23 protein-coding genes are annotated in these 23,526 nt (G+C 61.9%); 16 read left to right on the top strand and 7 right to left on the bottom strand.

Annotation, left to right across the window (positions count from 1 at the left end; all coding sequences use genetic code 11):
* Positions 1 to 120: 120 nt before the first annotated feature.
* The 4 genes from mscL (at position 121) to ACWHRL_RS17460 (ending at position 4,702) form a co-directional block, all read left to right on the top strand.
* Positions 121 to 612 (top strand): large conductance mechanosensitive channel protein MscL, encoded by a 492-nt coding sequence (mscL, locus tag ACWHRL_RS17475; protein ID WP_447894658.1) that lies wholly within the window; start codon positions 121 to 123, stop codon positions 610 to 612.
* Positions 613 to 897: 285 nt separating this feature from the next.
* On the top strand, positions 898 to 1,602 hold the full coding sequence (locus ACWHRL_RS17470; RefSeq protein ID WP_447894657.1) for a gluconate 2-dehydrogenase subunit 3 family protein: 705 nt from the start codon (positions 898 to 900) through the stop codon (positions 1,600 to 1,602).
* A gap of 2 nt (positions 1,603 to 1,604) precedes the next feature.
* Positions 1,605 to 3,377: a GMC family oxidoreductase gene (locus ACWHRL_RS17465; RefSeq protein WP_447894656.1), complete on the top strand. Its 1,773-nt coding sequence runs from the start codon at positions 1,605 to 1,607 to the stop codon at positions 3,375 to 3,377.
* 11 nt (positions 3,378 to 3,388) lie between these two features.
* Positions 3,389 to 4,702: a c-type cytochrome gene (locus ACWHRL_RS17460; RefSeq protein ID WP_447894655.1), complete on the top strand. Its 1,314-nt coding sequence runs from the start codon at positions 3,389 to 3,391 to the stop codon at positions 4,700 to 4,702.
* Between the two features lie 86 nt (positions 4,703 to 4,788).
* On the opposite strand, the gene ACWHRL_RS17455 is transcribed toward ACWHRL_RS17460, so the two are convergent.
* The 6 genes from ACWHRL_RS17455 to hemC all read right to left on the bottom strand — a co-directional run bounded on the left by ACWHRL_RS17455 (position 4,789) and on the right by hemC (position 10,543).
* On the bottom strand, positions 4,789 to 5,103 hold the full coding sequence (locus ACWHRL_RS17455; protein WP_447530335.1) for a hypothetical protein: 315 nt from the start codon (positions 5,101 to 5,103) through the stop codon (positions 4,789 to 4,791).
* A gap of 368 nt (positions 5,104 to 5,471) precedes the next feature.
* The gene (locus tag ACWHRL_RS17450) at positions 5,472 to 5,786 is read right to left on the bottom strand and encodes a hypothetical protein (protein ID WP_447894654.1); all 315 of its coding nucleotides are present in this window, start codon (positions 5,784 to 5,786) and stop codon (positions 5,472 to 5,474) included.
* A 298-nt stretch (positions 5,787 to 6,084) separates the two neighbouring features.
* Positions 6,085 to 7,344 (bottom strand): heme biosynthesis HemY N-terminal domain-containing protein, encoded by a 1,260-nt coding sequence (locus ACWHRL_RS17445; protein WP_447894653.1) that lies wholly within the window; start codon positions 7,342 to 7,344, stop codon positions 6,085 to 6,087.
* Positions 7,341 to 8,789 (bottom strand): uroporphyrinogen-III C-methyltransferase, encoded by a 1,449-nt coding sequence (locus ACWHRL_RS17440; RefSeq protein ID WP_447894652.1) that lies wholly within the window; start codon positions 8,787 to 8,789, stop codon positions 7,341 to 7,343. Before ACWHRL_RS17440 ends, ACWHRL_RS17445 begins: the two co-directional genes overlap by 4 nt.
* 16 nt (positions 8,790 to 8,805) lie before the next feature.
* Positions 8,806 to 9,585 (bottom strand): uroporphyrinogen-III synthase, encoded by a 780-nt coding sequence (locus ACWHRL_RS17435; RefSeq protein WP_447894651.1) that lies wholly within the window; start codon positions 9,583 to 9,585, stop codon positions 8,806 to 8,808.
* Between the two features lie 13 nt (positions 9,586 to 9,598).
* On the bottom strand, positions 9,599 to 10,543 hold the full coding sequence (gene hemC / locus ACWHRL_RS17430) for a hydroxymethylbilane synthase (RefSeq protein ID WP_447894650.1): 945 nt from the start codon (positions 10,541 to 10,543) through the stop codon (positions 9,599 to 9,601).
* A 154-nt stretch (positions 10,544 to 10,697) separates the two neighbouring features.
* Between hemC and ACWHRL_RS17425 the strand changes: the two genes are divergently transcribed.
* From ACWHRL_RS17425 to ACWHRL_RS17390, 8 genes are all read left to right on the top strand, one after another.
* Positions 10,698 to 12,767: a putative bifunctional diguanylate cyclase/phosphodiesterase gene (locus ACWHRL_RS17425; protein ID WP_447894649.1), complete on the top strand. Its 2,070-nt coding sequence runs from the start codon at positions 10,698 to 10,700 to the stop codon at positions 12,765 to 12,767.
* Positions 12,768 to 12,883: 116 nt separating this feature from the next.
* Positions 12,884 to 14,287, top strand: a complete 1,404-nt coding sequence (gene argH / locus ACWHRL_RS17420; protein ID WP_447894648.1) for an argininosuccinate lyase — start codon at positions 12,884 to 12,886, stop codon at positions 14,285 to 14,287.
* Positions 14,284 to 14,397, top strand: coding sequence for an LPS translocon maturation chaperone LptM (gene lptM, locus ACWHRL_RS17415; RefSeq protein WP_447530327.1), 114 nt, complete (start codon positions 14,284 to 14,286; stop codon positions 14,395 to 14,397). Before argH ends, lptM begins: the two co-directional genes overlap by 4 nt.
* On the top strand, positions 14,397 to 15,668 hold the full coding sequence (gene lysA, locus ACWHRL_RS17410; protein ID WP_447894647.1) for a diaminopimelate decarboxylase: 1,272 nt from the start codon (positions 14,397 to 14,399) through the stop codon (positions 15,666 to 15,668). The genes lptM and lysA overlap by 1 nt, the downstream gene beginning before the upstream one ends.
* Positions 15,668 to 16,501, top strand: coding sequence for a diaminopimelate epimerase (gene dapF, locus ACWHRL_RS17405; protein ID WP_447894646.1), 834 nt, complete (start codon positions 15,668 to 15,670; stop codon positions 16,499 to 16,501). The genes lysA and dapF overlap by 1 nt, the downstream gene beginning before the upstream one ends.
* Positions 16,502 to 16,518: 17 nt before the next feature.
* Entirely contained in the window at positions 16,519 to 17,229 is a 711-nt protein-coding gene (locus ACWHRL_RS17400) for a DUF484 family protein (protein ID WP_447894645.1), read from the top strand.
* A complete protein-coding gene (locus tag ACWHRL_RS17395) occupies positions 17,222 to 18,133 on the top strand; it encodes a tyrosine recombinase XerC (RefSeq protein WP_447894644.1) in 912 nt (303 codons plus the stop codon). Before ACWHRL_RS17400 ends, ACWHRL_RS17395 begins: the two co-directional genes overlap by 8 nt.
* Positions 18,130 to 18,906 (top strand): HAD family hydrolase, encoded by a 777-nt coding sequence (locus ACWHRL_RS17390; protein ID WP_447894643.1) that lies wholly within the window; start codon positions 18,130 to 18,132, stop codon positions 18,904 to 18,906. Before ACWHRL_RS17395 ends, ACWHRL_RS17390 begins: the two co-directional genes overlap by 4 nt.
* 40 nt (positions 18,907 to 18,946) lie before the next feature.
* Here ACWHRL_RS17390 and yihA read toward each other — a convergent pair whose 3' ends face one another.
* Complete coding sequence (gene yihA / locus ACWHRL_RS17385) at positions 18,947 to 19,606, bottom strand: ribosome biogenesis GTP-binding protein YihA/YsxC (protein WP_447530321.1); 660 nt, start codon at positions 19,604 to 19,606, stop codon at positions 18,947 to 18,949.
* A 326-nt stretch (positions 19,607 to 19,932) separates the two neighbouring features.
* Here yihA and ACWHRL_RS17380 point away from each other — a divergent pair, with 326 nt between their 5' ends.
* The 4 genes from ACWHRL_RS17380 (at position 19,933) to ACWHRL_RS17365 (ending at position 23,513) form a co-directional block, all read left to right on the top strand.
* Positions 19,933 to 20,565: a thiol:disulfide interchange protein DsbA/DsbL gene (locus tag ACWHRL_RS17380; protein WP_447530320.1), complete on the top strand. Its 633-nt coding sequence runs from the start codon at positions 19,933 to 19,935 to the stop codon at positions 20,563 to 20,565.
* Positions 20,566 to 20,570: 5 nt separating this feature from the next.
* Positions 20,571 to 21,419 carry an endonuclease/exonuclease/phosphatase family protein gene (locus ACWHRL_RS17375; protein ID WP_447896197.1) on the top strand — a complete coding sequence of 283 codons (849 nt, stop codon included), beginning with the start codon at positions 20,571 to 20,573 and terminating at the stop codon, positions 21,417 to 21,419.
* A gap of 133 nt (positions 21,420 to 21,552) precedes the next feature.
* Positions 21,553 to 22,101: a TRAP transporter small permease subunit gene (locus ACWHRL_RS17370; RefSeq protein ID WP_447894642.1), complete on the top strand. Its 549-nt coding sequence runs from the start codon at positions 21,553 to 21,555 to the stop codon at positions 22,099 to 22,101.
* Positions 22,102 to 22,121: 20 nt separating this feature from the next.
* On the top strand, positions 22,122 to 23,513 hold the full coding sequence (locus ACWHRL_RS17365) for a TRAP transporter large permease (protein WP_447896196.1): 1,392 nt from the start codon (positions 22,122 to 22,124) through the stop codon (positions 23,511 to 23,513).
* The last annotated feature ends 13 nt before the right edge of the window (positions 23,514 to 23,526 follow it).

Below are 23,526 nucleotides of genomic sequence, written 5' to 3'. Positions count from 1 at the left end.
AACCAGTAAAACGCAACGTTTTCTGAACACCCGGCGTCGCTTTTTATAAGTTATTGAAGTAGCGGGTTTTATGATTAAAGCGTTATATGCTAATAAACTTTCTAAACGAGGAGTGCTGAAATGTCGGGGTTTTTCAAGGAGTTTCGCGAGTTTGCCGTTAAAGGAAACGTCATCGATATGGCGGTGGGTATTATCATCGGCGGCGCTTTTACGCTCATCGTCCAGCGTCTGGTGGCGGATATCATGAATCCGATCATTGGTTTGTTGATCGGCGGAATCGATTTCTCGAACATTTTCATCGTGTTGCGCGAAGGGGCGGTGGCAGGGCCTTACCTGACACTGGCGTCGGCCCAGGCGGCGGGGGCGGTGACGCTCAATATCGGGCTTTTTCTAAACGCCGTCATTAGCTTCGCTATCGTGGCATTCGTGGTGTTCATGCTGGTACGCACCATCAACCGCCTAAAGCGTGAAGAAGTGGATGAACCCAAAAGCCCGGTAGAAAAGTCCTGCCCGTACTGTTTTATGGCCGTGCCGATCAAGGCAAGCCGCTGTGGGCACTGTACTTCTGCTTTAACAAATGTGGAGGAGGACGCGCCAAAGGCACAGAGCTAATCATTGGCGCAGTACATTCGGGTGTATAAACGCGGATGATAAAAGCCCTTACTACCAAAGTTGTAATCCCGTCTGAAACGCCCGGCATCCGCCGGGCGTCGCTTTTTTAGGGTGCTTTTTTTCCAAGCGCTCGGGCAATCTGCTTTGATCGTTACTAAGCTAATTAACCGGTTTTGCATTAAGCTAACCGCCATAATTAAAAGAAGTCTTATAAACGCTTCGCTTTTAAAGCGCTTGAAGGACTCGTCATGCCATGGCCCGTCGACGCAAAGAAGAGGAGAGCACGTGAGCCTTAAAGACGCATCACGCCGGCGCTTTATGAAAGGCGCCTTGACCAGTATCCCCGCGGTCACCATCGGTAGCGGCGTTTCGCTGACTGCCCCCGCCGATGAACCCCCCGAGCAGCTTGGCGACTACCAGCCGATCTTTTTCGATGAGAGCGAGTGGGAGTTCATCATCGCCGCCTGTGACCGGCTGATCCCCGGCGATGGCCCCGGCCCCGGCGCGCTCGAAACCAACGTCCCCATCTTTATCGACCGTCAAATGGAAGGCCGTTTTGGTCACGCCGCCGACTGGTACATGAAAGGGCCGTTTCCCGACGACGTCCCTGAACTGTTCGGTCATCAGATATCGCTGGCCCCCCGCGACATGTACCGGCAGGGCATACCTGCGGTCAACGCGTTTTGCCAGCGCCAGCACGGTCAGGCCTTCGCCGCCCTCGACGACGCGGCGCGCGATGACGTACTCACCGCGCTCGCCCAGGGGGATGTCGAAATGGAAGCGATGCGGAGCAGCTACTTTTTCGACATGCTGCTGCAAAACACCAAAGAGGGCTATTTTGCCGACCCCATCCACGGCGGCAACAAGCACATGGCGGCGTGGAAGTTCATCGGCTTCCCCGGCGCACGCGGGGCGTACCGCGAGTGGGTCGACCAGCATAACGTCGAGTATCCGCTGGGACCGGTCAGCATTAACGGGGAGAGAGGATAAGCATGGCTAAGACACAACCACCCGTTGACGTGGTGCTGGTGGGCTTCGGCTGGACCAGCTCGATCATGGGCATGGAGCTCACCGACGAGGGGCTCAACGTACTCGCGCTCGAGCGCGGCGAGGACCGGGACACGGTACCGGATTTCGCCTACCCCAAAATGGCCGACGAGCTCACTTATGGGGTGCGCTACCAGCTGATGCAGCGCCCGGCCAAGAGCACGCTCACCGTTCGCCACGGGCTGGACGACATGGCCGTTCCCTACCGTAACCTGGGGTCGTTTCTACCCGGCGACGGCGTGGGCGGCGCGGGTACTCACTGGAACGGTCATACCTGGCGCCCGCAGCCCGAAGAGCTGAGACTGCGAAGCTACGTCGAGGAGAACTGGGGCGCGGACATCATCCCGGACGAGATGACCATTCAGGACTTCGGCGTCAGCTACGACGAGCTCGAGCCGTTTTTCGACTTCTTCGAAAAAGTGGCGGGCATTTCCGGCAAGGCGGGTAATCTGAACGGCGAGATCCAGCAGGGCGGCAACCCGTTCGAAGGCTGGCGCTCCGATGAGTATCCGATGCCGCCGCTGGCGCGTACCTATAACGACGAACTCTTCGCCGATATGGCGCGAAGCGAGGGCTATCACCCTTTCCCCTTGCCCGCCGCCAACGCCTCCCAGGCCTACACCAACCCCTACGGTATGCAGCTGGGCCCGTGTAACTTCTGCGGCTTCTGCGAACGCTATGGGTGTCTGAACTACTCCAAGTCGTCGCCGCAAACCTGCGTGCTGGGCGCGCTCAAGCGTCGCGAAAACTTCTCCTACCGTACCAACAGTGAAGTACTGCGCGTGGAGCTCGATAACGACGGCCAGCGCGCCACGGGCGTGACCTATGTGGATGGCGACGGCAATGAAGTCTTCCAGCCTGCGGATCTGGTGATTCTGGGCGCCTATTCGCTGCACAACGTCCACCTGATGTTGCTCTCTGGCATCGGCACGCCCTACGACCCGGAAACCGGCGAGGGCGTCGTGGGCAAGAACTACGCCTACCAGATGAACGGTGGCGCCACGCTCTATTTCAATGACAAGGAGTTCAACCCCTTCGTCGGCGCTGGGGCCAACGGCGAGATCATCAACGACTTCGGCGTCGAGCAGATCGATTTCGGCCAGGAGGGCTTCATCGGCGGCTCCTATATCAATGCTGCGATGACCAACGGCCAGCCGATTCGCAACATGCCGCTACGCGGGGACGCGCCGAGCTGGGGCGTGGGTTGGAAAGAGGCGGTACAAGAGACCTATGGCCATACCATGACCATCGGCTCCCACGGCAGTAACATGTCGTATCGTGACTGCTACCTGGATCTGGACCCCATCTACACCGATGACCACGGCCGGCCGCTCATGCGCATGACCTTCGACTGGAAAGCCAACGACGTGCGCATGACCCAGTTCATGAAGCAAAAGATCGACGCGCTCTCCAAGGCCCTGGGCCCGGACGACTACAAGCTGTCGTTCAAGGACTTCGACTCCCATTACGACGTACGTCCGTATCAAACCACCCACAACGTGGGCGGGGCGATCATGGGTACCGACCCCTCGAGCAGCGCGCTGAACCGCTACCTGCAGAGCTGGGACGTGCATAACGTGTTCGTGATGGGCGCCAGCGCCTTCCCCCAGAACCTGCAGTACAACCCGACGGGGCTGGTCGGCGCGTTGACCTACTGGTCGGCGAAAGCCATCCGCGAGCAGTACCTGCCTAACCCCGGCCCGCTGGTTCAAGCCTAAGGAGAGCGACCATGAAGCATTACCCAAAATGGCGCCAGGGGCTTATCGGCGTCGGGCTTTTAAGCGTGGCCTCGCCCTTGCTGGCGTTCGACGACGCCGACATCGAGCGCGGCGAGTACCTGTCCCGCGCCGGCGACTGCGTGGCCTGCCATAGCGCGCCGGGGGGCGAGCCCTTCGCCGGCGGCCTGGCGGTAGATAGCCCGTTTGGCGATATCTTCTCGACCAACATCACGCCGGACCCGGAAACCGGCATCGGTCACTACAGCCGCGACGAGTTCGCCGCCGCGCTGAGAGAAGGCAAGCGTGCCGACGGCAAGAATCTTTATCCGGCCATGCCGTATCCGTCCTACTCGCTGATCAACGATGAGGACATCGACGCGCTCTATGCCTACTTCATGGAAGGGGTGGAGCCCGTGCATAACGAGCCGCCGCAAACGGATCTTAGCTTTCCGTTCAGCCAGCGCTGGGGCATCGGGGCCTGGAATTGGCTGTTTACCGCAGACGAGCCCTTCACACCCGATACCGAGCGCAGCGAAGAACTCAACCGCGGCGCCTACCTGGTGCAGGGGCTGGGCCACTGCGGTAGCTGTCACACCGAGCGCGGGTTCTTTTTCCAGGAGAAAGCGCTCAGCGATGGCGACGATGCGTATCTGTCCGGTGAGGTATTGGACGGATGGTACGCGCCCAACCTGCGCGGCGACGGTGATGGCGGCAGCGCCATGGAGCGCTGGAGCGAGCAGGACATCGTCGACTACCTGGCGACCGGGCGTAACGACCATAGCGCCGTGGCCGGTGAGATGACCTCGGTGGTGGCGCACAGCACCTCGCGTCTTGACGAGAGCGACCTGCACGCGATCGCCGGCTACTTGAAGTCGCTGGGCAATAGCGAGGGGCGCCGCGTGATTACCACCGAGCAGGTGGATGAAACCGATACCCGGCTGACCAGCGCCGACGTGGGGGATGATCTGGGCGCGCGGCTTTATCTGGATAACTGCAACGCCTGCCATTTCTCCAACGGCCAGGGCGCCTCCGGCGTCTTCCCTTCGCTTTCGGGAAGCTCGATGGTCAATGCCGACGATGCCACCGGGCTGATTCGCGTGATTCTGGCCGGCGCTCGCTTGCCGTCTACCGAGCAGCGCCCGGCGCAACTGGCCATGCCGGACTTCGCCTGGCGGCTCTCTGACGACGAGGTCGCTGAGGTGGCCAACTTCGTACGTAACGCCTGGGGTAACGAAGCCGGCGGTGTCAGTGCGGGTGACGTAGCCGACATCCGCGAAGAGCTGCCCGAGGAGCGTATAACGAGCGCGCCGGTCATCGACGACTGACCTTCCGTGCAAACCAAAAAGGGTGCCCGATGAGGGGCACCCTTTTTTTAATGAAAACCCCACCAGTGCGTGGGGTTTTTTAATGCTTAGCTGTGCGTGCGAGCGCGTGAAGCAGCTTTATCGGTCTGCTCGCCGGTCGAACCGTTTCTGGCCAGTACCTGGTCCAGGGAGGCGCTTTGGTCGGCGTCCGAGCTGCTGGAAGCGGCGGGCGTGACGTGCTCGCCGGAGGCGCTGTTTTTAGCGATCACCTGATCCATGGAGGCGCTGCGTGTTTCGGCCTGGTGCGTGGCGCTCGATGCAGGCTGGCTGATGGCGTTCAGCTCGGCGGAGCCGCGCTCGGCCAATGCAGAGCCAGAAACGAGTGCAAGTGCAATGGCGGCAGTAGCGGTCAATTTTTTCATGCTGGCGTACCTCAAGATATCGAGTTGTTGGGTTCTTGTCGCAACGGTTACTTCAGAACATGAATATATAGTAGGCCTAAAAAATTAGTATAAAAAGCGCTTAAAAGTATCTAGACCATTCGATTAATATGAAAATAAATCAATGCATACCTGGTACTGCTTGATGAGGCGGAGGTGATGTTACCTGTGGTGCTTAAGGCATTAGGCGGTAAGCGCGCCACCCAAACGATGATCGGTCAGGGATAAGATCCAGCCAGCCCTGGGTGGCCACGACAACGCCCCAAGCGCCGCGCAAACAAAAAAAGGGTGCCCCCAGAAGGGGCACCCTTTTTAGTGAACACCCCACCGAGCGGCGGGGGGATTCGTGCTTAGCCGTGCGAGTTAGTGCTTGAAACGGCGTTATCGGTCTGTTCGCCGGTCGCACCGTTTCTAGCCAGTACCTGGTTCAGGGAGGCGCTTTGGTCGGTGTTCGATCCGCTGGAAGCGGCGGGGGTGACGTGCTCGCCGGAGGCGCTGTTTTTAGCGATCACTTGCTGTGTGGAGGCGTTGCGCGCTTCGGCTTGGTGCATGGCGCTCGATTCCGGCTGGCTAATGGCGTTCAGCTCGGCGGAGCCGCGCTCGGCGAAAGCAGAGCCAGAAACGAGAGCAAGTGCGATGGCGGCAGTAGCGGTCAGTTTTTTCATGGTGGCGTACCTTAATGTAGTTATCGAATATGTTTAGAGGCTCTGTTCGCGCCCTGCGCTTCAGAACATGCACTTATAATAGTGTCGAAAAAGTAGGATAAAAAGCGCTTAAAATCGCATAGACCGTTCGTCTATTTAGAATAATAGCGCGAGTGCGCCGTACCGAGACGCGCTTCATTTGCAGCGCCCGCCGCAAGGCCAGGAGGAGGCGAGAGGTGTTTCAAAGTACCGAGGGCAACCAAAAAAGGGTGCCCGAGGGCACCCTTGAAAAGAGACAGCTTGCTTGCGCAGAACTTGCTTAGCGGCGCTTTTTGGCGCCCTTGCGAGGGCCGTCGCTGTCGCTTGCATCGCTTGGCTGGGGCAGTGAAGGGAGCGACTGAGCCATCATGTCGACGCTTTGGCGGTAGTAGAGCTGGCTCTTGTTGTGCTCGCCAAGGCTTGCGTAAAGGCGGGCAAGCTCGGCACACACTTCGCCGCTCGGGCGCTGGCGCTGGCTGGCTTCGAAGTACTCGAGCGCTTTCTCCCACTGGCCGGTACGTAGCGACAGCCGGCCGCAGGCAAGCAGCAGTTCCGGATCGTTGGGGCGCTCTTGCAACCATTTTTCTGCCTTGGCCAGCTGGCGCGCCGCGTCGACGCCCAAAAGCCCGTAGCGCTTCACTAGCCGCGCGTCCCAGTGAACGTCCAGCGACTGGTTCAAGAGACGCTCGGCAATCGTCTCCTCGTTGGACTGTAAGAGCGCTTCCACGTAAAGCACGATCAGCTCGGTGTTACCGCGCAGGTACTCCGGCATGTCCGACCAAAGCCCGCGGACCCGCTCGATGTTGGCCGGGTTGCCGGCTTCGAACACGATCAGCTCGCGGTAGGCTTTGAACTCGAGCTGCTCGCGCTCTTGCTCGGTAATCAGCTTTTTGGCGGTCAGCCGTGGCACCAGGTGGCGCAGGCCTTCCCAGTCGCTGACGCTCAAGTACACCTGCTTGAGTAGCTTGAGCACTTGCGGGTGGTTGGAGAGCTTCTGGTCGAGGCGGTTGAGAATCGCCAGCGCCTCTTCCGGCTGCTGCCGGTCGATCATGAGCTGCGCCTGCATCAGGCCCACCGCGGTACCCGCACCGTCGGTCGAGAGTTGGGCCTGGTTCAAGTGCTCCTGGGAGCGCTCGTGATGGCCCTGGTAGTGGGCAGCAAGCGCGGCGGAAAGATAGTTCACCATCGGCGCGCTGGAGTCATCCGCGGCACCGGCCAACGTGCGCTCGGCGCGTTTGAAGCGGCCCTCGGTCAGCGCGACCAGGCCGCGCTCCGTGCGCTTCATGGCGCGGCGGTTACGGGCCCGGCTATTCCAGGTGCGAAACCGGCCCATCGGGCGAAGGATGCCGGCGAGTAGCCGAAGCACGAAGTGCACCAGGATAAACGCGCCCAGCAGCAGCACCAGGCCAAACCAGAACGAGGTTTGTACGGAGGTATCGCCGACGCGAATCAGCCAGTAGCCGGGTACCGACATCATCAGATGGCCGAACAGGGCGCCCACGGCGAGCCCGGCGACGATTAACAGCAGCAGTTTTCTCATTCGTCACCTCCGCCCTGGCGGCGTGACTCGAAACGGTTGTCGATAAAGCGCGACATTGCTTGCTGCGAACCGCTGATATCGGGAAGCTCGGGCTCGACGTCGTTTTGTTTGATCTCCTGGAGGCGCGTAATAACGCTTTGCGTCTCTTCACGTTCGGTGTCGTAGTAGCTATCGAGCAGATTCAGCGCTTTATCCAGGCTTGCCTCGAAAAGCGGCTGCTCTTCTCGCAGCAGCGCAAGCTGGGCTTGCTCGAGGATCAGGCGCAGACTCTGGCGCAGATACGACTCCTGCTCCGGCGTGACCAGGGCCTCCAGCGCTTCGTCGTGATGACGCACCACGACCAAATCGCGCAGCTCGGCGCCAAAGCGCGCCAGTTGGCGCTCGAAAGAACCCTGGGGCGGCTGTTCGATACCGGAATTGACCGCGCGCTCTTCGATTTCCTGGGAGAGGCGAAGCCCGGCCACGCGTTCCTGCTGGGCGTTCAGCGCCAGGTAAATGCCGGTACGGTCAACGCGGGGAACGGCATCGAGCGCGGCCAGCTCGCTGGCGATTTCCCGGCGTACCGGCGTCAATGCCGGGTTATCGGCGTCTACCAGGCGGGCGTCGGCGGTGCGCAGCAGTGCCGCGGCGCCCTCTACGTCGCCTTCGAGCTGCAGGCGCTGGTTGGCCAGACGCAAAAGGTAGGCGGCTTCGGCGTGGAGCCAGTCGCGCTCATCGGTATCCTGGGCCTGGGAGAGCTGGTCGAGCACCTCAGACACGGTTTCGTCGACACTGGCCTGAACCTCGTCGAGCTCGGCGCGCAGTTCGCGAGCGGTGTTCTCGAGGGTTTCGTTACGCTCGCCCTCATTGCTTTCAAGGCGGGACTCCAGCTCACTCAAGTTTTGCTGAGTGGCGCTGCCTTGGGTCTGTTGGTCGAGCTCGTCTATACGCGCCTGCTGGTTATCCAGGCGCTGCCAAAGCTGCCAGGCGACCACGCCCAACACAAGCGCCAGAATCAGCACCAACACGAGGGCGACCACGCCGCCTTTACCGCCGCCGCCGGAAGAGGCCGGTTTTTGAGAGGCGGGCGTTTTGGGGGGCGGCGTGGCGCTTTTGGTGCTGTTGCTTGCCGGGGCGCTGGACGGCGTTTTGGCACCGGTGCTGGCTTCGGTGGTGCTCGTTTTGTCGGGCGCGGCGTTGGAGGAACCTGGCGTGCTGGCGCCGGTCGTGGCCGGGGCGCTAGTGTTTTTAGCGTTGTTGCCCCCCTTGTTGCGGCGACGCGAACGGCTGTTTTTAGTGGCGTAGTCGTTTTGCGCGGCCTGGTCAGCGGCGTTTTTATCATCGACCGGGGGCGAGGCCGTGCTCGATGTCTCATCCGCCACAGGCGTCTCGCTCGCTGGTCGGTTTTGAGAGGCATCGTCAGGCGTTTTGTTGGCGCCTTCCTGGTCAAGTGGTTGTTTGCTCATCTGTCGCTAGCCCTTGTTAAGTTCTTTGATCGACATCGGCATCCCGGGGAGTGCAGGATTCGTTCAACGCTGCTACCAGCGCGGCTTTCGATGCGCCCGACGCCACCTTGAGGTCGCTAAAACCCAGCTTACCGGCAAGCGTCGCTAAACGGTGACTGGAAACGATTAGGGGTTGATCCAACGCCGCCTGTTGACACCATTTTGCCAGATATTCAAGCAGCTCGCCGCTGGTCACAATCAATGTATGAAAACTGCCACTCGCCAGGCGCCTTTGCAACTCGGCGCTGGGCGGCTGGTAGACGCGCCGGTAGACCGCCAGCCGCGTCACGGCGCCGCCGCGGGCGGTAAGCGTATCCGCCAGCAGCGGCCGTCCGCCTTCGCCGGCCACCAAAAGCACGCGCTGATGGGTAAGGCGTTGGAGCGAGGGCAGCGACAAAAGCGCTTCGCTGGTATCCTCGCCCGCGCTTGCCGGCGGGACATGGACACGGGCACCCAGCTCATCATGGAGCACCTCCGCCGTGCCGCGGCCGGGGCTATAAAAGGCGATGCCCACCGGTAATTGCGGCCAGTAGCAATCGATTGCCTCCACCAGGCAGCGGGCCGCAAACGGGCTGATGACGACTATCTTATGGTACTGATCCAGATCCAGCCATACGCTTCGAAGCGTGGCGTCCTCGTCGAGTGCTTGAAGGGTTATTACCTCCAGCGGCTCGACCCACGCGCCCTCGGCGCGCAGCGCCTCGGCGAGCACTTCGCCGCGCTCGCCCGGGCGGCAGATGAGTACCGGCTCCTTCATGGTGCGGGAGTGCTCATACGTTGTTGCCGTAGACCTCGGCAAGGATTTCGCCCGCGCCCTGGTCGAGCAGGTCTTCGGCGACGCGAATGCCCAGCGCTTCGGGCTCATGGATCGAGCCGCGGCCCTCGGCGCGCAGCACCTCGGTGCCTTCCGGGTTGCCGACGAGCCCGCGCAGCCAAATGGTTTCGTTGGCTTTATCCAGCACCGCGTGGCCGGCGATCGGCACCTGGCAGCCGCCTTCCAGGCGCGTGTTCATGGCGCGCTCGGCGCGTACCCGGGTGGCGGTATCCTGATCGTCAAGCGGAGTGAGCAGGCCAATCAGGTCCGGGTCGTGGAGGCGGCATTCGATACCCAGCGCCCCCTGGCCGCAGGCCGGCAGGCAGATCTCCGGGGGCAGTTCCTGGGCGATGCGCGCCTCGAGCCCCAGCCGCTTGAGACCGGAGGTTGCAAGGATGATGGCGTCGAACTCTTCGTCGTCGAGCTTGGCAAGGCGGGTTTGCACATTGCCGCGCAGATTCAGGATTTCCAGGTCCGGGCGGGCCTCGCGCAGTTGCAGGCCACGGCGCAGGCTGGCCGTGCCGATACGCGCCCCTTCGGGCAGCTCGTCAACGCTTTGATAGCGGTTGGAGACGAAGGCATCCGTCGGCTCGGCGCCTTCCAGAATCACGGAAAGCCCCAGCCCTTCGGGAAAGTGCATGGGCACATCTTTCATCGAATGCACGGCGATATCGGCGCGACCGTCGAGCATGGCCTCTTCGAGTTCTTTGACGAACAGCCCCTTACCGCCGATTTTAGACAGCGGCGTGTCGATGATTTTATCGCCCTTGGTGGACAGCGCCACCAGCTCGACTTCCAGACCGCTATGTGCCGCCATCAGTCGATCCCGGACGTGTTCGGCTTGCCACATGGCCAGTTGGCTCTTACGCGTGGCGATGCGCAATTTGGTGATGGATGACACGTTATTCTCCCTTTGCCGCTGACACGGCGTGTCGAACTATGATAAATCTCATCATAAAGCACCCGGTCTCGCAGTAAAAACAACCAGCCGTAATTGGCTAACGTATAATATTAGTTAACGTATAATGTAAATGTCTTTGCACAGGTAATGCCCTATGCCCTCTGCCGATCTTCAAGGCGAGCTGGATCAATTTTTTCTGTTGTCCCAGGACATGCTTTGCTGCATCGATTTCCAAGGGACGCTTATAAATGTTAACCCCGGCTTCGAAAACCTGCTTGGATATTGTGCCGAGGAGCTCATTGGCCGTCCTTGCGGTGTGATCATCGAGCGCCAGGATCACCCCATTATAGAGAGGGCGCTTGCGCGGATACACCAGGGCGAGCTGGTCGACCCGTTTGACGTTCGCGCCCAAAGCCGCGCCGGTGAGCTCAAGTGGTTGGAGGTGAGCGCGTTCGCCAACGACAAAGTGATCTACGTGATCGCCCGGGACATTACTCTACGTAAAACGTCCGCTCAGCAGTTGGCGCTTTTGGAGCGAAGCGTGGAGTCGAGCACCAACGGGGTCATCATCGTCGATGCCCTGGTCGACGATTTGCCCATGGTCTACGTCAACAAGGCCTTCGAGCAGATTACCGGCTATGAGCGCACGGCGGTGCTGGGCCGCAACTGCCGCTTTTTGCAGGGCGAAGAGACCGACCCGGCGGTACGCCGACAGCTTCGCCGGGGGATCAAGGAGCAGCGCGACGTGCACGTGATGCTGCGCAACTACCGCCGCGACGGCACGCTGTTTTGGAACGATTTGTATATTTCCCCGGTGCGCGATGACCAGGGGGTGGTGACCCACTTCGTCGGCGTGCAAAACGATGTCACCGCCCAGCGCGAGTACCAGGCGCAGCTTAGACACAACGCCAACCACGATGCGCTGACCGGGCTTCCCAATTTACAGCTTTTGAATCAGCGCCTGGCCCAGGGCTGCGTGATGGCCAAACGCTATCAGCGCTATCTGGCTGTGCTGTTCATCGACCTGGACGATTTCAAGCCGATCAACGACTCGATGGGCCACGATGTCGGCGACTTCATTTTGATGAGCGTGGCACGGCGCCTGGAAGAGGAGCTGCGCCCTTGGGATACGGTAGCGCGCATCGGCGGCGACGAGTTCATCGTGCTGCTGCCGGATCTGGCCCACGAGCAGGACGTCATGCAGGTGGTTGAGCGTTTGCTCGAGCGCATCGCCGCGCCTTACTGGTATCAGGACAAGGAACTACGCATCACCGCCAGTATCGGTATCGGCACCGACAACGGTAGCGTCGCCAAGCCACGCACCCTGGTGCAACAGGCCGACCTTGCCATGTACAAGGCCAAGCGGCGCGGGCGCAACACCTACCAGTGGTACACCGACGAGCTCAACCGCAAGGTGAGCGAGCGGGTCAACCTGCGCCACGCGCTGCAAAAAGCCATCGAGCAGGAGCAGTTCGAGCTTCACTACCAGCCGCAAATCGATAGCGTCACAGGCCAGGTGGTGGGCGTCGAGGCGCTGATTCGCTGGCAACACCCGGAGCGCGGCAACGTCCCGCCCATCGAGTTTATCGGGCTTTCCGAAGAGACCGGTCAGATCATTCCGATTAGTGAGTGGGTGCTAAGCCAGGCCTGTAAGGACGCGGTGCGCTTGAATAGCGGGGAGCATGGCCCGATCACCATGGCAGTGAACGTCTCGCCGGTGCAGTTTCAGCGCCCGGGGTTCGTCGCATCGATCGAAAAAGTGCTGAACGAGAGTGGTCTGGCCCCGGCGCTTTTGGAAATCGAGATTACCGAAGGCGTATTGATGGACAGCACCGAGCACGCGATCGAGGCGCTCAACGGGCTGCGAACGCTTGGCGTGCATATCGCGCTGGACGATTTCGGCACCGGCTTTTCAAGCCTTAGCTACCTAAAGCGCCTGCCGATCAACAAGCTCAAGATCGACCGTTCGTTCATACACGATGTGACCCACGATGAGAACGACGCCGCCATCGTCGAAGGCGTGATCACCATGGCGTCGAAGCTGGGGCTCGAGGTGCTCATCGAAGGTGTCGAGACCCTCGAACAGTTTCGTTACCTGCGCGAGAAGCACCCGACCTACCTGCAGGGCTACTACTTTGCCCGCCCCATCGCATTCGACGCCCTGGTCGATTATCTGGATCACTTCGACTGCGACACGGTGCTTTTGGACCGCCAGGGCGCCTAAAGCGAATACTTTTAGAGCGCTCAAAACCCCGTGCCGCGAACGGGGTCGACTCTGATACACTCGTCGACAACGACTCCCCTGATTTTTGTCACCTTTTTTGTCAGCAGGAACCCTCGATGACCCAAGCTACGAATCAGTCCTGGGGTGGACGCTTTAGCGAGCCCACCGACGCCTTTGTTGCCCGCTTTACCGCCTCCGTGAATTTCGACCAGCGCCTGGCGCCCCAGGACATTCAAGGCTCGATCGCCCACGCCACCATGCTAAGCCGAGTGGGCGTATTAACCGAAGACGAGTGCCAGGCGATCATCGACGGCCTGACCGAGATCCAGGGCGAGATCGAGCGCGGCGAATTCCAGTGGTCGGTGCCACTTGAAGACGTGCACATGAACATCGAAGCGCGCTTGACCCAAAAGATCGGCATTACCGGCAAGAAGCTGCATACCGGGCGCTCGCGCAACGACCAGGTGGCGACCGACATTCGCCTGTTCCTGCGCGACGCCATCGACATGATCGATGTCGAACTCACCCGCCTACGCGAGGGCATGATTGGCCTGGCCGAGGATGAGGCCGATACCATCATGCCCGGCTTTACGCATCTGCAAACTGCCCAGCCGGTCACCTTTGGCCATCACCTGCTGGCCTGGCAGGAGATGCTCGCCCGGGACCACGAGCGCCTTTTGGATACCCGCAAGCGTGTCAACGTGCTGCCCCTGGGGGCGGCGGCGCTGGCCGGTACCACTTACCCAATCGATCGTCACGTCACTGCCGAGCTTCTGGGCTTTGCGCGCCCGGTGGAGAACTCGCTGGACGCGGTGTCTGATCGCGACTTCGCCATCGAATTTACAAGCTTTGCCAGCATCCTGTTGATGCATATGTCGCGCATGAGCGAAGAGCTGGTGCTCTGGACCAGCGCCCAGTTCGATTTCATCGATCTGCCGGATCGCTTCTGCACCGGCTCCTCGATCATGCCCCAGAAGAAAAACCCGGACGTACCGGAGCTGGTGCGCGGCAAGACCGGACGCGTCTATGGCCATCTGATGAGCCTTTTGACGCTGATGAAGTCCCAGCCGCTGGCCTATAACAAGGACAACCAGGAAGACAAGGAGCCCCTGTTCGATGCCGTGGACACGGTGCTCGACTGCCTGAAAGCGTTTGCCGACATGGTGCCGGCCATCGAGCCCAAGAAAGAAAGCATGTATGAGGCAGCGCGGCGCGGCTTCTCGACGGCCACGGACCTGGCGGATTACCTGGTGCGCAAGGGCGTGGCCTTCCGCGATGCCCACGAAATCGTCGGCCAGTCCGTCGCTTTTGGTCTGAAAGAGAAGAAAGATCTTTCCGAGATGAGTTTGCAGGAGCTCAAGCAGTTCTCCGATACCATCGAAGAAGACGTGTTCGAGGTGCTGACCCTGGAGGGCTCGGTGGCCGCGCGTAACCACATCGGTGGCACCGCCCCGGATCAAGTGCGCGCCGCGGCCAGCCGCGCCCTGGAAGCCCTCAAGGCGCACCGGGAGGCGAAATGAAAGCCCTCGTTTCGATCACGCTCATCGCCCTGCTGCTGGCCGGGTGTGGGCAGAAGGGCCCGCTCTATCAGCCCGACGATAACGCGCAAACCGCCGCCGAGGAGAGCTAATGGATCACTTCAACTACCGCGACGGCGTGCTGTTTGCCGAAGAGGTGGCGCTTAGCCGTATTGCGTTGGAGGTCGGCACGCCGTGCTACGTCTACTCCAAAGCGACCCTCGAACGTCACTTTCGCGCCTATACCGAAGCGCTGGGCGGTCACCCGCATCTTATTTGCTACGCCGTGAAGGCCAACTCCAATCTGGCGGTGCTGGGGCTTCTGGCGCGCCTGGGCGCGGGGTTCGATATCGTCTCCGTTGGTGAGTTGGAGCGCGTGCTGGCCGCCGGCGGCGACCCGTCCAAAATCGTCTTCTCTGGCGTTGCCAAACGCGCCGATGAGATGGCTCGGGCGCTTCAGGTGGGTATCAAGTGCTTCAATGTGGAGTCCACGCCGGAGCTCGAGCGTTTGAATCAAGTGGCTGGCGAGCTTGGCATGGTCGCGCCGGTGTCGCTTCGTGTGAATCCGGATGTGGATGCGGGCACCCACCCCTATATTTCCACCGGGCTCAAGGACAACAAATTCGGCATCGCCGTTAGTGAGGCGTTCGATGCTTACGAGCTCGCCGCTGGCTTGGCGAATCTTGAGATCAAGGGCCTCGACTGCCATATCGGCTCGCAATTGACCGAGACGGCACCGTTTCTGGATGCCCTGGAGCGGCTTTTGCTGCTCATGGAACGGCTTCGCGAGCGCGGTATCGAGATCGAGCACCTGGATCTGGGCGGCGGGCTCGGCGTGCCGTACCGCGACGAGACCCCGCCCCAGCCCTTCGATTACGCCAGTAAGCTTTTAGCGCGGCTGTCGCGCTGGGAAGGCGGCGAGAACCTGACCCTGCTGTTCGAGCCCGGCCGCTCCATCGCCGCCAACGCCGGCGTGATGCTCACCCGGGTCGAGTTTTTAAAGCCCGGTGAGACGAAAAACTTCGCCATCGTCGACGCGGCCATGAACGATTTGATCCGCCCGGCGCTTTATCAGGCCTGGCAAGCGATCGTCTGCGTGGACACCCGCGAGGCGCGACCGGAGGCGATTTATGACGTGGTCGGCCCGGTTTGTGAAACCGGCGATTTCCTGGGCAAGGAGCGCGAGCTCGCCATTGCCGAAGGCGATCTACTGGCGGTGCGCTCGGCGGGCGCCTACGGCTACGTGATGGCGTCGAACTACAACAGCCGCCCACGGCCTGCCGAGGTCATGGTGGATCGCGAGCGTTTTCACATCGTGCGTGCTCGGGAAACGCTCGAGAACCTGTGGGCGGGCGAAACGCTGCTGCCAGACGAGGCGTCTTGATGCTGCTTCACTTCACCAAAATGCACGGCCTGGGCAACGACTTCATGGTCATCGATCTGGTCACTCAGCGCGCTCGGCTCACCAATGAACTGATCGCGCGATTGGGCGATCGGCGCTTCGGTATCGGCTTCGACCAGCTGCTGGTGGTCGAGCCGCCCCGGGACCCGGACATGGACTTTCGCTACCGCATCTTCAATGCCGATGGTAGCGAAGTAGAGAACTGCGGCAACGGCGCGCGCTGTTTTGCGCGCTTCGTGCGCGAACAGCGCCTGACCCACAAGCACGAGATTTGTGTGGAAACCGCGGGCGGGCCGCTCACGCTCCATGTACAAAATGACGGTCTGGTACGGGTTGATATGGGCCGCCCGCGTTTCGAGCCCGAGGCGCTGGCCTTCGACGCCGCCGAAGACGTCCCGCTGCACGCGATCGATGTTCAGGGTGAGCGGCTCGAGATCGGCGTGGTCTCGATGGGCAACCCCCACGCAGTGCTCACCGTTGAAAGCGTCGAGCAGGCCCCGGTCGAACGGCTGGGCCCACTTTTGGAGGCGCACCCGCGCTTTGCCCACCGCGTCAACGCCGGCTTCATGCAGGTGATATCACAAAGCGAGATCCGCCTGCGCGTTTTTGAACGCGGTAGCGGCGAAACCCTGGCCTGCGGCACCGGCGCCTGCGCGGCGGTGGCCAGCGGCATTCGCCAGGGGCTTTTGCAAAGCCCGGTGACGGTCCACCTGCCCGGCGGAACGCTGCTCATCGAGTGGCCGGATACCAACGGCCCGCTGGTCATGGTCGGCCCGGCCACGCGGGTGTTCGATGGCCGCGTGACGCTCAACTAGTTCCAAGGAGAATAGCGATGTCGCAAGCCCCCGAGCCGCGTAAAACGCTCGACCCGGACCAGGTCGCCTTTTGGCTGGCCCGCCATCCGGATTTTTTCGTCGGCCGGGAGGGCCTGCTTCAGCAGCTCAAGGTGCCGCACCCGGATATCGGCGGCGCCGTGTCGCTTCTGGAGCGGCTGGTGCTGGATCTTCGCCAGCGGGCAGAAAGCGCCGAGGGGCGCCTGGAGCACCTGCTGGAAACCGCCCGGCACAACGAGGCGCAGTACCGGCGCCTGCGCGAAACGATGCTTTCGCTGATCGAAGCCGAGGACCGGGACGCCCTGGCCCAGGCGCTGGCTACCCAGCTCAGCGAGCGCTTCGACACGCCGGCCATGGCGCTTTGGTGCCCGCCGGCGCTTACCGATGACGAGCCCGCGCTGCCCCAGCCGCCGCGCCACGTGCTCGACCAGCACGCCACTACGCGGCTGAGCGCGCTGCTCGATGGCCGCAGCAGCCGCTGCGCGAAGCTAAGTGTGAGCGACTGGAAACGCCTGTTGCCCCATACCAAGGCGCCGCGCAAGGCCGGGTCGTGTGCCATTTCGCGCCTCTCCGCCGGCGAGCCCATGGGCTATCTGGTGCTGGCGAGCCCGGATGCGGAGTGTTACAAGGCCAGCATGGACACGCTATTTACCGAGTACCTGGGCGATATCGTCGCCAGGCTGTTGCAGCGCCTGGGTCCGCATGGCTGACCCGACGCTTACCCTCGCCGTCGCTATCGACGGCTACCTGACCACGCTTGCCAGGCGGGCGAGCCCGGCGACGGTGGCGGGCTACCGCCAGGATCTAACCGCGTTCGCGCGGTTTGCCGACAAGCGCGGGGTCACCGAGGTCACCGCCCTCGACGCGCCGCTTGCGCGCGCGTTTTTGGGGGCCGAGCGAAGCCGCGGGCTCGCCCCTCGTAGCCTGGCGCGGCGCCGCGCCGCGCTCTCCCGCTTCGCCGATGACCTGGTAGGCCAGGAGGTGCTGGCGGACAACCCGATCAAGCTGCTGCGCACCCCCAAACAGCCCAGCCACCTGCCAAGGCCGCTGGATGTGGATATTCTGGCGCAGTTTCTCGATACCCCTCACGACGGCTCGCTTCTGGCCCAGCGCGACCAGGCGATGCTCGAGCTTTTCTACTCCAGCGGGCTGCGCCTGGCCGAGCTTGCCGCGCTGGATGTGACGAGTCTGAATGCGGGCTACGTGCGGGTGCTGGGCAAGGGCGGCAAGCCCCGCCAGGTGCCGGTCGGTGGCCGCGCCCGCACCGCGCTCGATCAGTGGCTCGTGGGCCGCGGCGGCTGGGCCGGGGAGGAGGCTGCACTTTTTATCGGCCGCCAGGGCCGGCGCCTTGGCCACCGCGCCATTCAAAAGCGCCTGGCGCAGCTTTCTATCGAGCGTGGCCTGCCCGAGCACTTGCACCCGCACCGGCTGCGCCACTCCTTTGCCAGCCACCTGCTGGAGTCGAGCCAGGATCTGCGCGCGGTGCAGGAGCTTTTGGGCCACGCCAATTTGGCCACCACCCAGGTCTACACCCGCCTTGACTGGCAGCATCTGGCCCAGAGCTACGACGCCGCCCACCCCCGTGCCAAACGCCGCCCCCGGAGCGAGCCATGACCGAACCAAGAGTCGAATCAAGAGCCGAACCAAGAGCCGAGCTAAAAGCCATCACCTTCGATCTCGACGATACGCTTTGGGATAATCACGGCGTGATGCTGAAAACCGAGCAGGGCCACTACCAGTGGCTTTTAAACGCGCTGGCCGAGTGGCAGCGCGCGCGCGGCGAAGCGCCGCTTGCGATCGACTTCGAAGAAGGTCTGGCGGATTACCTGACAAGGCGTCAGGCATTTGCAAAAGCGACCCCCAAGCGCCGGGGCGACTTCACCTGGCTGCGCCTTCGCGCCCTCGAGGCGCAGTTGGAGGCGGCGGGGCTTACGCGCAGTAGCGCCATTTTGTGGGCGGCGGCGGCGATGAACGAGTTCCACCGCCTGCGCGTGCAGGTGACGCCGCACCCGGAGGCCGCCGAGCTACTCGAGACGCTGGGCCAGCGCTTTCACCTGGCGGCCATCACCAACGGCAATATTCACCTCAAGCGCCAGCCCCTGGCCGCCTACTTTCCCATCGCCGTGGCGGCCGGGGAGCTCTTTGCGCCCAAGCCCGACCCCCATGCGTTCGTCACCGTGCTCGAGCAGATGAACGTCGAACCACACAACGCCATGCACGTCGGCGACTCCTGGGAGGAGGACGTGCTGCCCGCCAGCCGCTTAGGGATGCACGCGGTGTGGATCGCCGCCGAGAGCGACCAGGTGTTGCCCAGCCGCGTTTACCGGCTGAGCCACGTCAAGGAGTTGCCCGCGCTGATCGAACGGCTGGAGAACGCGGCGGGCTGAATTATTGGACTGAGTGATTGAACTTGGTTATCGGACCGAGCTATTCGGGCTCCGGGGCGTCGAGCCAGCGGTCCAGGGTTTGGCAAAGCGTGGTCACGCCGTCGCGCTTGAGCGACGAGAAAAGCTGCACCGATACCAGGTCTTCCCACTCGACAAGGCGCGAGCGCACTTTTTGAAGTGACGCGCTCGCCGGGCCCTTTTTCAGTTTGTCCGCTTTGGTGAGCAGAATGTGCACCGGCAGCCCACGCTGGTCGGCCACGTCGAGCATGGTCAGGTCGAACTCGGTCAGCGGGTGGCGCACGTCCATCAACAGCACCACGCCTTTCAGGCTAAAGCGCGCGGTCAAATACTCGGAGAGATGGCGCTGCCACTCGAGCTTGACCGACTCGGGCACCTTGGCGTAGCCGTAGCCGGGCAGATCCACCATGCGCGTGGCGGGGTTGTTCATCAGGCTGAAGAAGTTGATTAGCTGCGTGCGCCCGGGCGTACGTGAGGTCCGCGCCAGTGCTTTTTGCTGGGTCAGCGCGTTGATCGCGCTCGACTTACCCGCGTTCGAGCGTCCGGCGAAGGCGACTTCGGCGCCGGTGTCGTCCGGGCAGAGGCCCAAGTGCGGGGCGCTCACCATGAACTGAGCGGTGGCGTAATTAAGGCGCGGGCTGGCCGGGCGAGGGCTTTCGCTTTCGCGATCTTGAGTCGGCATGGAAAAGATCCTGAATGCTTGAGTCACACATCAAGGCTACCCTGAAGCTGTAAATCCTGGCCCGCACAGTGGCCGGTTCAGAGGCGGCCATTTAAGCCATGGGCGGGATTCGTTACACTTGGTCAGGCCGGTAGGCTTGCTGAAAACGCTAGTGTAACACTGGACGGCGGCGAAAAAGCGGGCAAGTATGGCTTTTGAATCATCTTCACCCTGCGCTTTCACTTTTGTCTGACGGGCTCAGGCGCAAGCTATAAAGGGGCTTACCCGGGAACCGCTTGGCGGTTACGAGAGTCATAGGCTTCGCTCAACTTTGGAGAATTTTTATAATGCTTAAAGTATTCGTGGCGGCCCTGGCCGGTCTTACCCTTTCCGCTGGCGTCAGCGCCCAGGACGTCGTAGAAGGGCAGGATTACACGCTGTTGGAAAACCCGGTAGCGACCGTGGCCGACGACGCCAACGTCGAAGTCACCGAAGTGTTCTGGTTTGGCTGCCCGCACTGCTACGCCCTGCAGGAGCCGGTCAACGAGTGGTACGAAACCCTGGATGACGATGTCGAGATCATCAAAATGCCGGCCACCATGGGCGGCAACTGGAACACCCACGCGACCGCCTTCTACGCCGCTCAGTCGCTGGGTATCGAAGAAGACCTGCACGAAGACTTTTTTGACGCGATTCACCAAAACGGCCAGTCGCTGACCGACGAAGACGACATTGCCGCGTTTTTCGCCAACTACGGCGTGAGCGAAGACGAGGCCAAAAAGGCCCTGAATTCCTTCCCGGTGCGCAGCGAAACCAACCGCGCCAATAGCCGCATGCGCGAAATGCGCCTGATGGGCGTGCCGGCGCTGATCGTCGACGGCCGCTACGTGGTCACGCCCAGCAGCGCCGGTGGTCTGGACAACATGCCGGTGATCGCCGAGGCGCTGATCGAGCGCGTGCGCAGCGAGCGTGACGAGTAATCGTGCTGAGCACCTCGGCCAGCGATAAACCGCTTGGCACGGATAGCCCGCTTTGGGAAAACGGGTCGCTGAGACTTTTGACCTTCAATCTCCAGGTGGGCATTCAAACGTCGGCGTATCATCATTACCTGACCCGTAGCTGGCAGCACTTCTTGCCCCACCCGCGCCGCGTCAAGCGTCTGGACGTGATGGGCGGGGTGCTCGGCAAGTTCGACGTGGTGGGGCTTCAAGAGGTCGACGGCGGAAGCTTTCGCTCGAGTCGCATCAACCAGGTCGAGTACCTGGCCACCCAGGCCGGGTTCCCGCATCACTTTCAGCAGCTCAACCGCAACTTGGGGCGCATGGCCCAGCACAGCAACGGGCTGCTCTCCAGGCTCAAGCCCAGCCGCATCGAAGAACACCGCCTGCCCGGCACTCGAGGGCGCGGCGCCATTCACGTGCGCTTTGGCGACGGCCCGGATGCGCTGCATATCTTCGTGGCGCACCTGGCGCTTAGCCACCGCGGCCGGGTGCGCCAGCTCAACTACCTAAGTGATATCATCGCCCCGCTTCGCCACGTGGTGGTGATGGGGGATCTCAACTGCACGCCGGAGCAGCTGCACGCCCACGAGCGCTTCAGCGCCTCCTTGCCGCTTCATCCGGTCAAGCCGCTTTTGAGCTACCCCTCCTGGCAGCCGCGTCGGGCGCTGGATCATATCCTGCTCTCGCAAACCCTGGAGGCCGCCGAGGTGAACGTGCTCGATCATCTCTTCTCGGATCATCTGCCGGTCGCCGTCGATTTGCCGCTGCCCGCCGCCTGCCTGCAAGCCCTCAAGGATAGCCAGCACCAACGCCCCGCCAGCGCATCGGACTAAGCGCTATAACCGTCCGTAAGTGCCCTTTAAGCCATAAAAGGGCGCTTTGAAGGCCTATCGTGGTCGCAGGGGATGACGCAAGGGCTAGAATCAGCGATCATTTCGAGTCGATTCTTGAAGGCAGGACACCCTAATGCGTGCAAATTCTCACGAGCCGCGTCTGCTGCGCGCCCTCGATGGGCTAACCGAAGGCGTTGGCCGAGCGATCGCCTGGCTTGTGATCGTCATGATGTTGGTGCAGTTCGCCATCGTGGTGCTGCGCTACGTGATTGGAACCAACAGCATCGTCATGCAAGAGTCGGTCATGTACATGCACGCCGCGGTCTTCATGCTGGGGTCGGCGTGGACGCTCAAGCACGACGGCCACGTCCGAGTGGATATCTTCTACCGCAAGCTCTCTAGTCGGGCGCGGGCATGGATCGATTTCCTCGGCACACTCTTTTTGCTCATTCCCGTGGCGCTATTCATCGCTATCGGAAGCGTCCACTACGTGGCGAGTAGCTGGGCCATTCTCGAACGCTCCCCCAACGGCGGCATTCCGGCGGTGTATCTCTTGAAAACGCTGATTCTGGTCATGGTGGGGCTATTGCTTTTGCAGGCGTTGGCGCAACTGATCCGCCAAGCGCTGATCATCCGCGGCGCTCTACCCAACCCCTCCCATGAGCACGAGGAGGTCGTCTAGTGGCCGTTTTATTGGACTTCATGCCGCTGGTGCTCTTCGCCGCCGTGTGCGGTGTGCTGATGCTGGGTTACCCGGTGGCGCTGTCGCTTGCCGGCACGGCGCTGGCCTTTGCGGGTATCGGGATGGCGCTACAGGCGCTGGGTATATCGGTGCCGTTCGAGGCGCGCATGATGGGCGCGATGCCCAACCGCCTTTACGGCATCATGACCAACTCGACGCTTTTGGCGGTGCCGCTGTTCATACTGATGGGCGTGCTGCTGGAAAAATCCCGGGTGGCGGAGACGCTTTTAGATGCCATGGCGATGCTCTTTGGCTCGCTGCGCGGTGGACTTGGGCTTTCGGTGGTCATCGTGGGCATGCTGCTGGCCGCCTCGACGGGGATCGTCGGCGCCACGGTGGTCACCATGGGGCTCTTGTCGCTGCCGACCATGCTCAAGCGTGGCTACTCGCCGGCGCTTGCCACCGGTACCATTTGCGCCACGGGCACCCTGGGTCAGATCATTCCGCCTTCGATCGCCCTGGTGCTTTTGGGCGACGTGCTCTCCAATGCCTACCAGCAGGCGCAGCTCGCCATGGGTGTCTGGAGCCCGCAAACGCTTTCGATCGGCGATCTGTTCATCGGCGCGCTGGTGCCGGGGCTGATTCTGGTCGTGGCCTACATCGTTTATCTTCTGGTCTTCGCCTGGCTCAAGCCCGCCTCGGCGCCGGCGGTGGATCGTGAGACGCTCAAGGCGGAGCTCAATCATACGGGGGCGATCTGGCCGCTTTTGTTGAAAGGACTGGTGCCGCCGGTGCTACTGATCGTGGCGGTACTGGGGTCGATTCTGGGCGGTTTCGCCACGCCCACCGAGGCCTCGGCGGTCGGGGCGTTCGGCGCGCTGGTGCTGGCGGCGGCGAATCGGCGCTTGAGCTTTTCGATGCTGAGAGAGGCGCTTTACTCCACCGCCCAGGTCACCAGCATGGTGTTTTTGATTTTGATCGGCGCGGCGCTGTTTTCACTGGTCTTTCGCGCCTACGGCGGCGAGGAGCTGGTCACCAGCCTGTTCGAGTCGATGCCGGGCGGCGTGGTCGGGGCGACGATCATCGTGATGCTGGTGATCTTTTTGCTCGGCTTCATTCTCGACTTCATCGAGATCACCTTTGTGGTGGTACCGATCGTCGGGCCGGTGCTGCTCGCCATGGGGGTCGACCCCATTTGGCTGGGCATCATGATCGCCGTGAACCTGCAAACCTCGTTTTTGACACCGCCGTTCGGCTTTGCGCTTTTCTACCTGCGCGGCGTTACGCCACCCGGTGTGCCGACCTCGGCCATCTACAAAGGGGTGATTCCGTTCATCCTGCTGCAACTGGGTATGCTGCTGGCTCTGTCGCTGTTCCCGGGAATTGCGACCTGGCTTCCTTCCGTGATGTAAGAGGTAGGTAATG

Source organism: Vreelandella sp. GE22 (genome assembly GCF_968212445.1).
This window is presented reverse-complemented; position numbering and strand designations above follow the sequence as displayed.

Bases quoted from the DNA above. Each gene is read 5' to 3' on its own strand.
- mscL (WP_447894658.1), top strand. From the start codon at position 121: ATGTCGGGGTTTTTCAAGGAGTTTCGCGAGTTTGCCGTTAAAGGAAAC.
- ACWHRL_RS17465 (WP_447894656.1), top strand. From the start codon at position 1,605: ATGGCTAAGACACAACCACCCGTTGACGTGGTGCTGGTGGGCTTCGGC.
- ACWHRL_RS17460 (WP_447894655.1), top strand. From the start codon at position 3,389: ATGAAGCATTACCCAAAATGGCGCCAGGGGCTTATCGGCGTCGGGCTT.
- ACWHRL_RS17455 (WP_447530335.1), bottom strand. From the start codon at position 5,103: ATGAAAAAATTGACCGCTACTGCCGCCATTGCACTTGCACTCGTTTCT.
- ACWHRL_RS17450 (WP_447894654.1), bottom strand. From the start codon at position 5,786: ATGAAAAAACTGACCGCTACTGCCGCCATCGCACTTGCTCTCGTTTCT.
- ACWHRL_RS17445 (WP_447894653.1), bottom strand. From the start codon at position 7,344: ATGAGAAAACTGCTGCTGTTAATCGTCGCCGGGCTCGCCGTGGGCGCC.
- ACWHRL_RS17440 (WP_447894652.1), bottom strand. From the start codon at position 8,789: ATGAGCAAACAACCACTTGACCAGGAAGGCGCCAACAAAACGCCTGAC.
- ACWHRL_RS17435 (WP_447894651.1), bottom strand. From the start codon at position 9,585: ATGAAGGAGCCGGTACTCATCTGCCGCCCGGGCGAGCGCGGCGAAGTG.
- ACWHRL_RS17425 (WP_447894649.1), top strand. From the start codon at position 10,698: ATGCCCTCTGCCGATCTTCAAGGCGAGCTGGATCAATTTTTTCTGTTG.
- argH (WP_447894648.1), top strand. From the start codon at position 12,884: ATGACCCAAGCTACGAATCAGTCCTGGGGTGGACGCTTTAGCGAGCCC.
- lptM (WP_447530327.1), top strand. From the start codon at position 14,284: ATGAAAGCCCTCGTTTCGATCACGCTCATCGCCCTGCTGCTGGCCGGG.
- lysA (WP_447894647.1), top strand. From the start codon at position 14,397: ATGGATCACTTCAACTACCGCGACGGCGTGCTGTTTGCCGAAGAGGTG.
- dapF (WP_447894646.1), top strand. From the start codon at position 15,668: ATGCTGCTTCACTTCACCAAAATGCACGGCCTGGGCAACGACTTCATG.
- ACWHRL_RS17400 (WP_447894645.1), top strand. From the start codon at position 16,519: ATGTCGCAAGCCCCCGAGCCGCGTAAAACGCTCGACCCGGACCAGGTC.
- ACWHRL_RS17395 (WP_447894644.1), top strand. From the start codon at position 17,222: ATGGCTGACCCGACGCTTACCCTCGCCGTCGCTATCGACGGCTACCTG.
- ACWHRL_RS17390 (WP_447894643.1), top strand. From the start codon at position 18,130: ATGACCGAACCAAGAGTCGAATCAAGAGCCGAACCAAGAGCCGAGCTA.
- yihA (WP_447530321.1), bottom strand. From the start codon at position 19,606: ATGCCGACTCAAGATCGCGAAAGCGAAAGCCCTCGCCCGGCCAGCCCG.
- ACWHRL_RS17380 (WP_447530320.1), top strand. From the start codon at position 19,933: ATGCTTAAAGTATTCGTGGCGGCCCTGGCCGGTCTTACCCTTTCCGCT.
- ACWHRL_RS17370 (WP_447894642.1), top strand. From the start codon at position 21,553: ATGCGTGCAAATTCTCACGAGCCGCGTCTGCTGCGCGCCCTCGATGGG.
- ACWHRL_RS17365 (WP_447896196.1), top strand. From the start codon at position 22,122: ATGCCGCTGGTGCTCTTCGCCGCCGTGTGCGGTGTGCTGATGCTGGGT.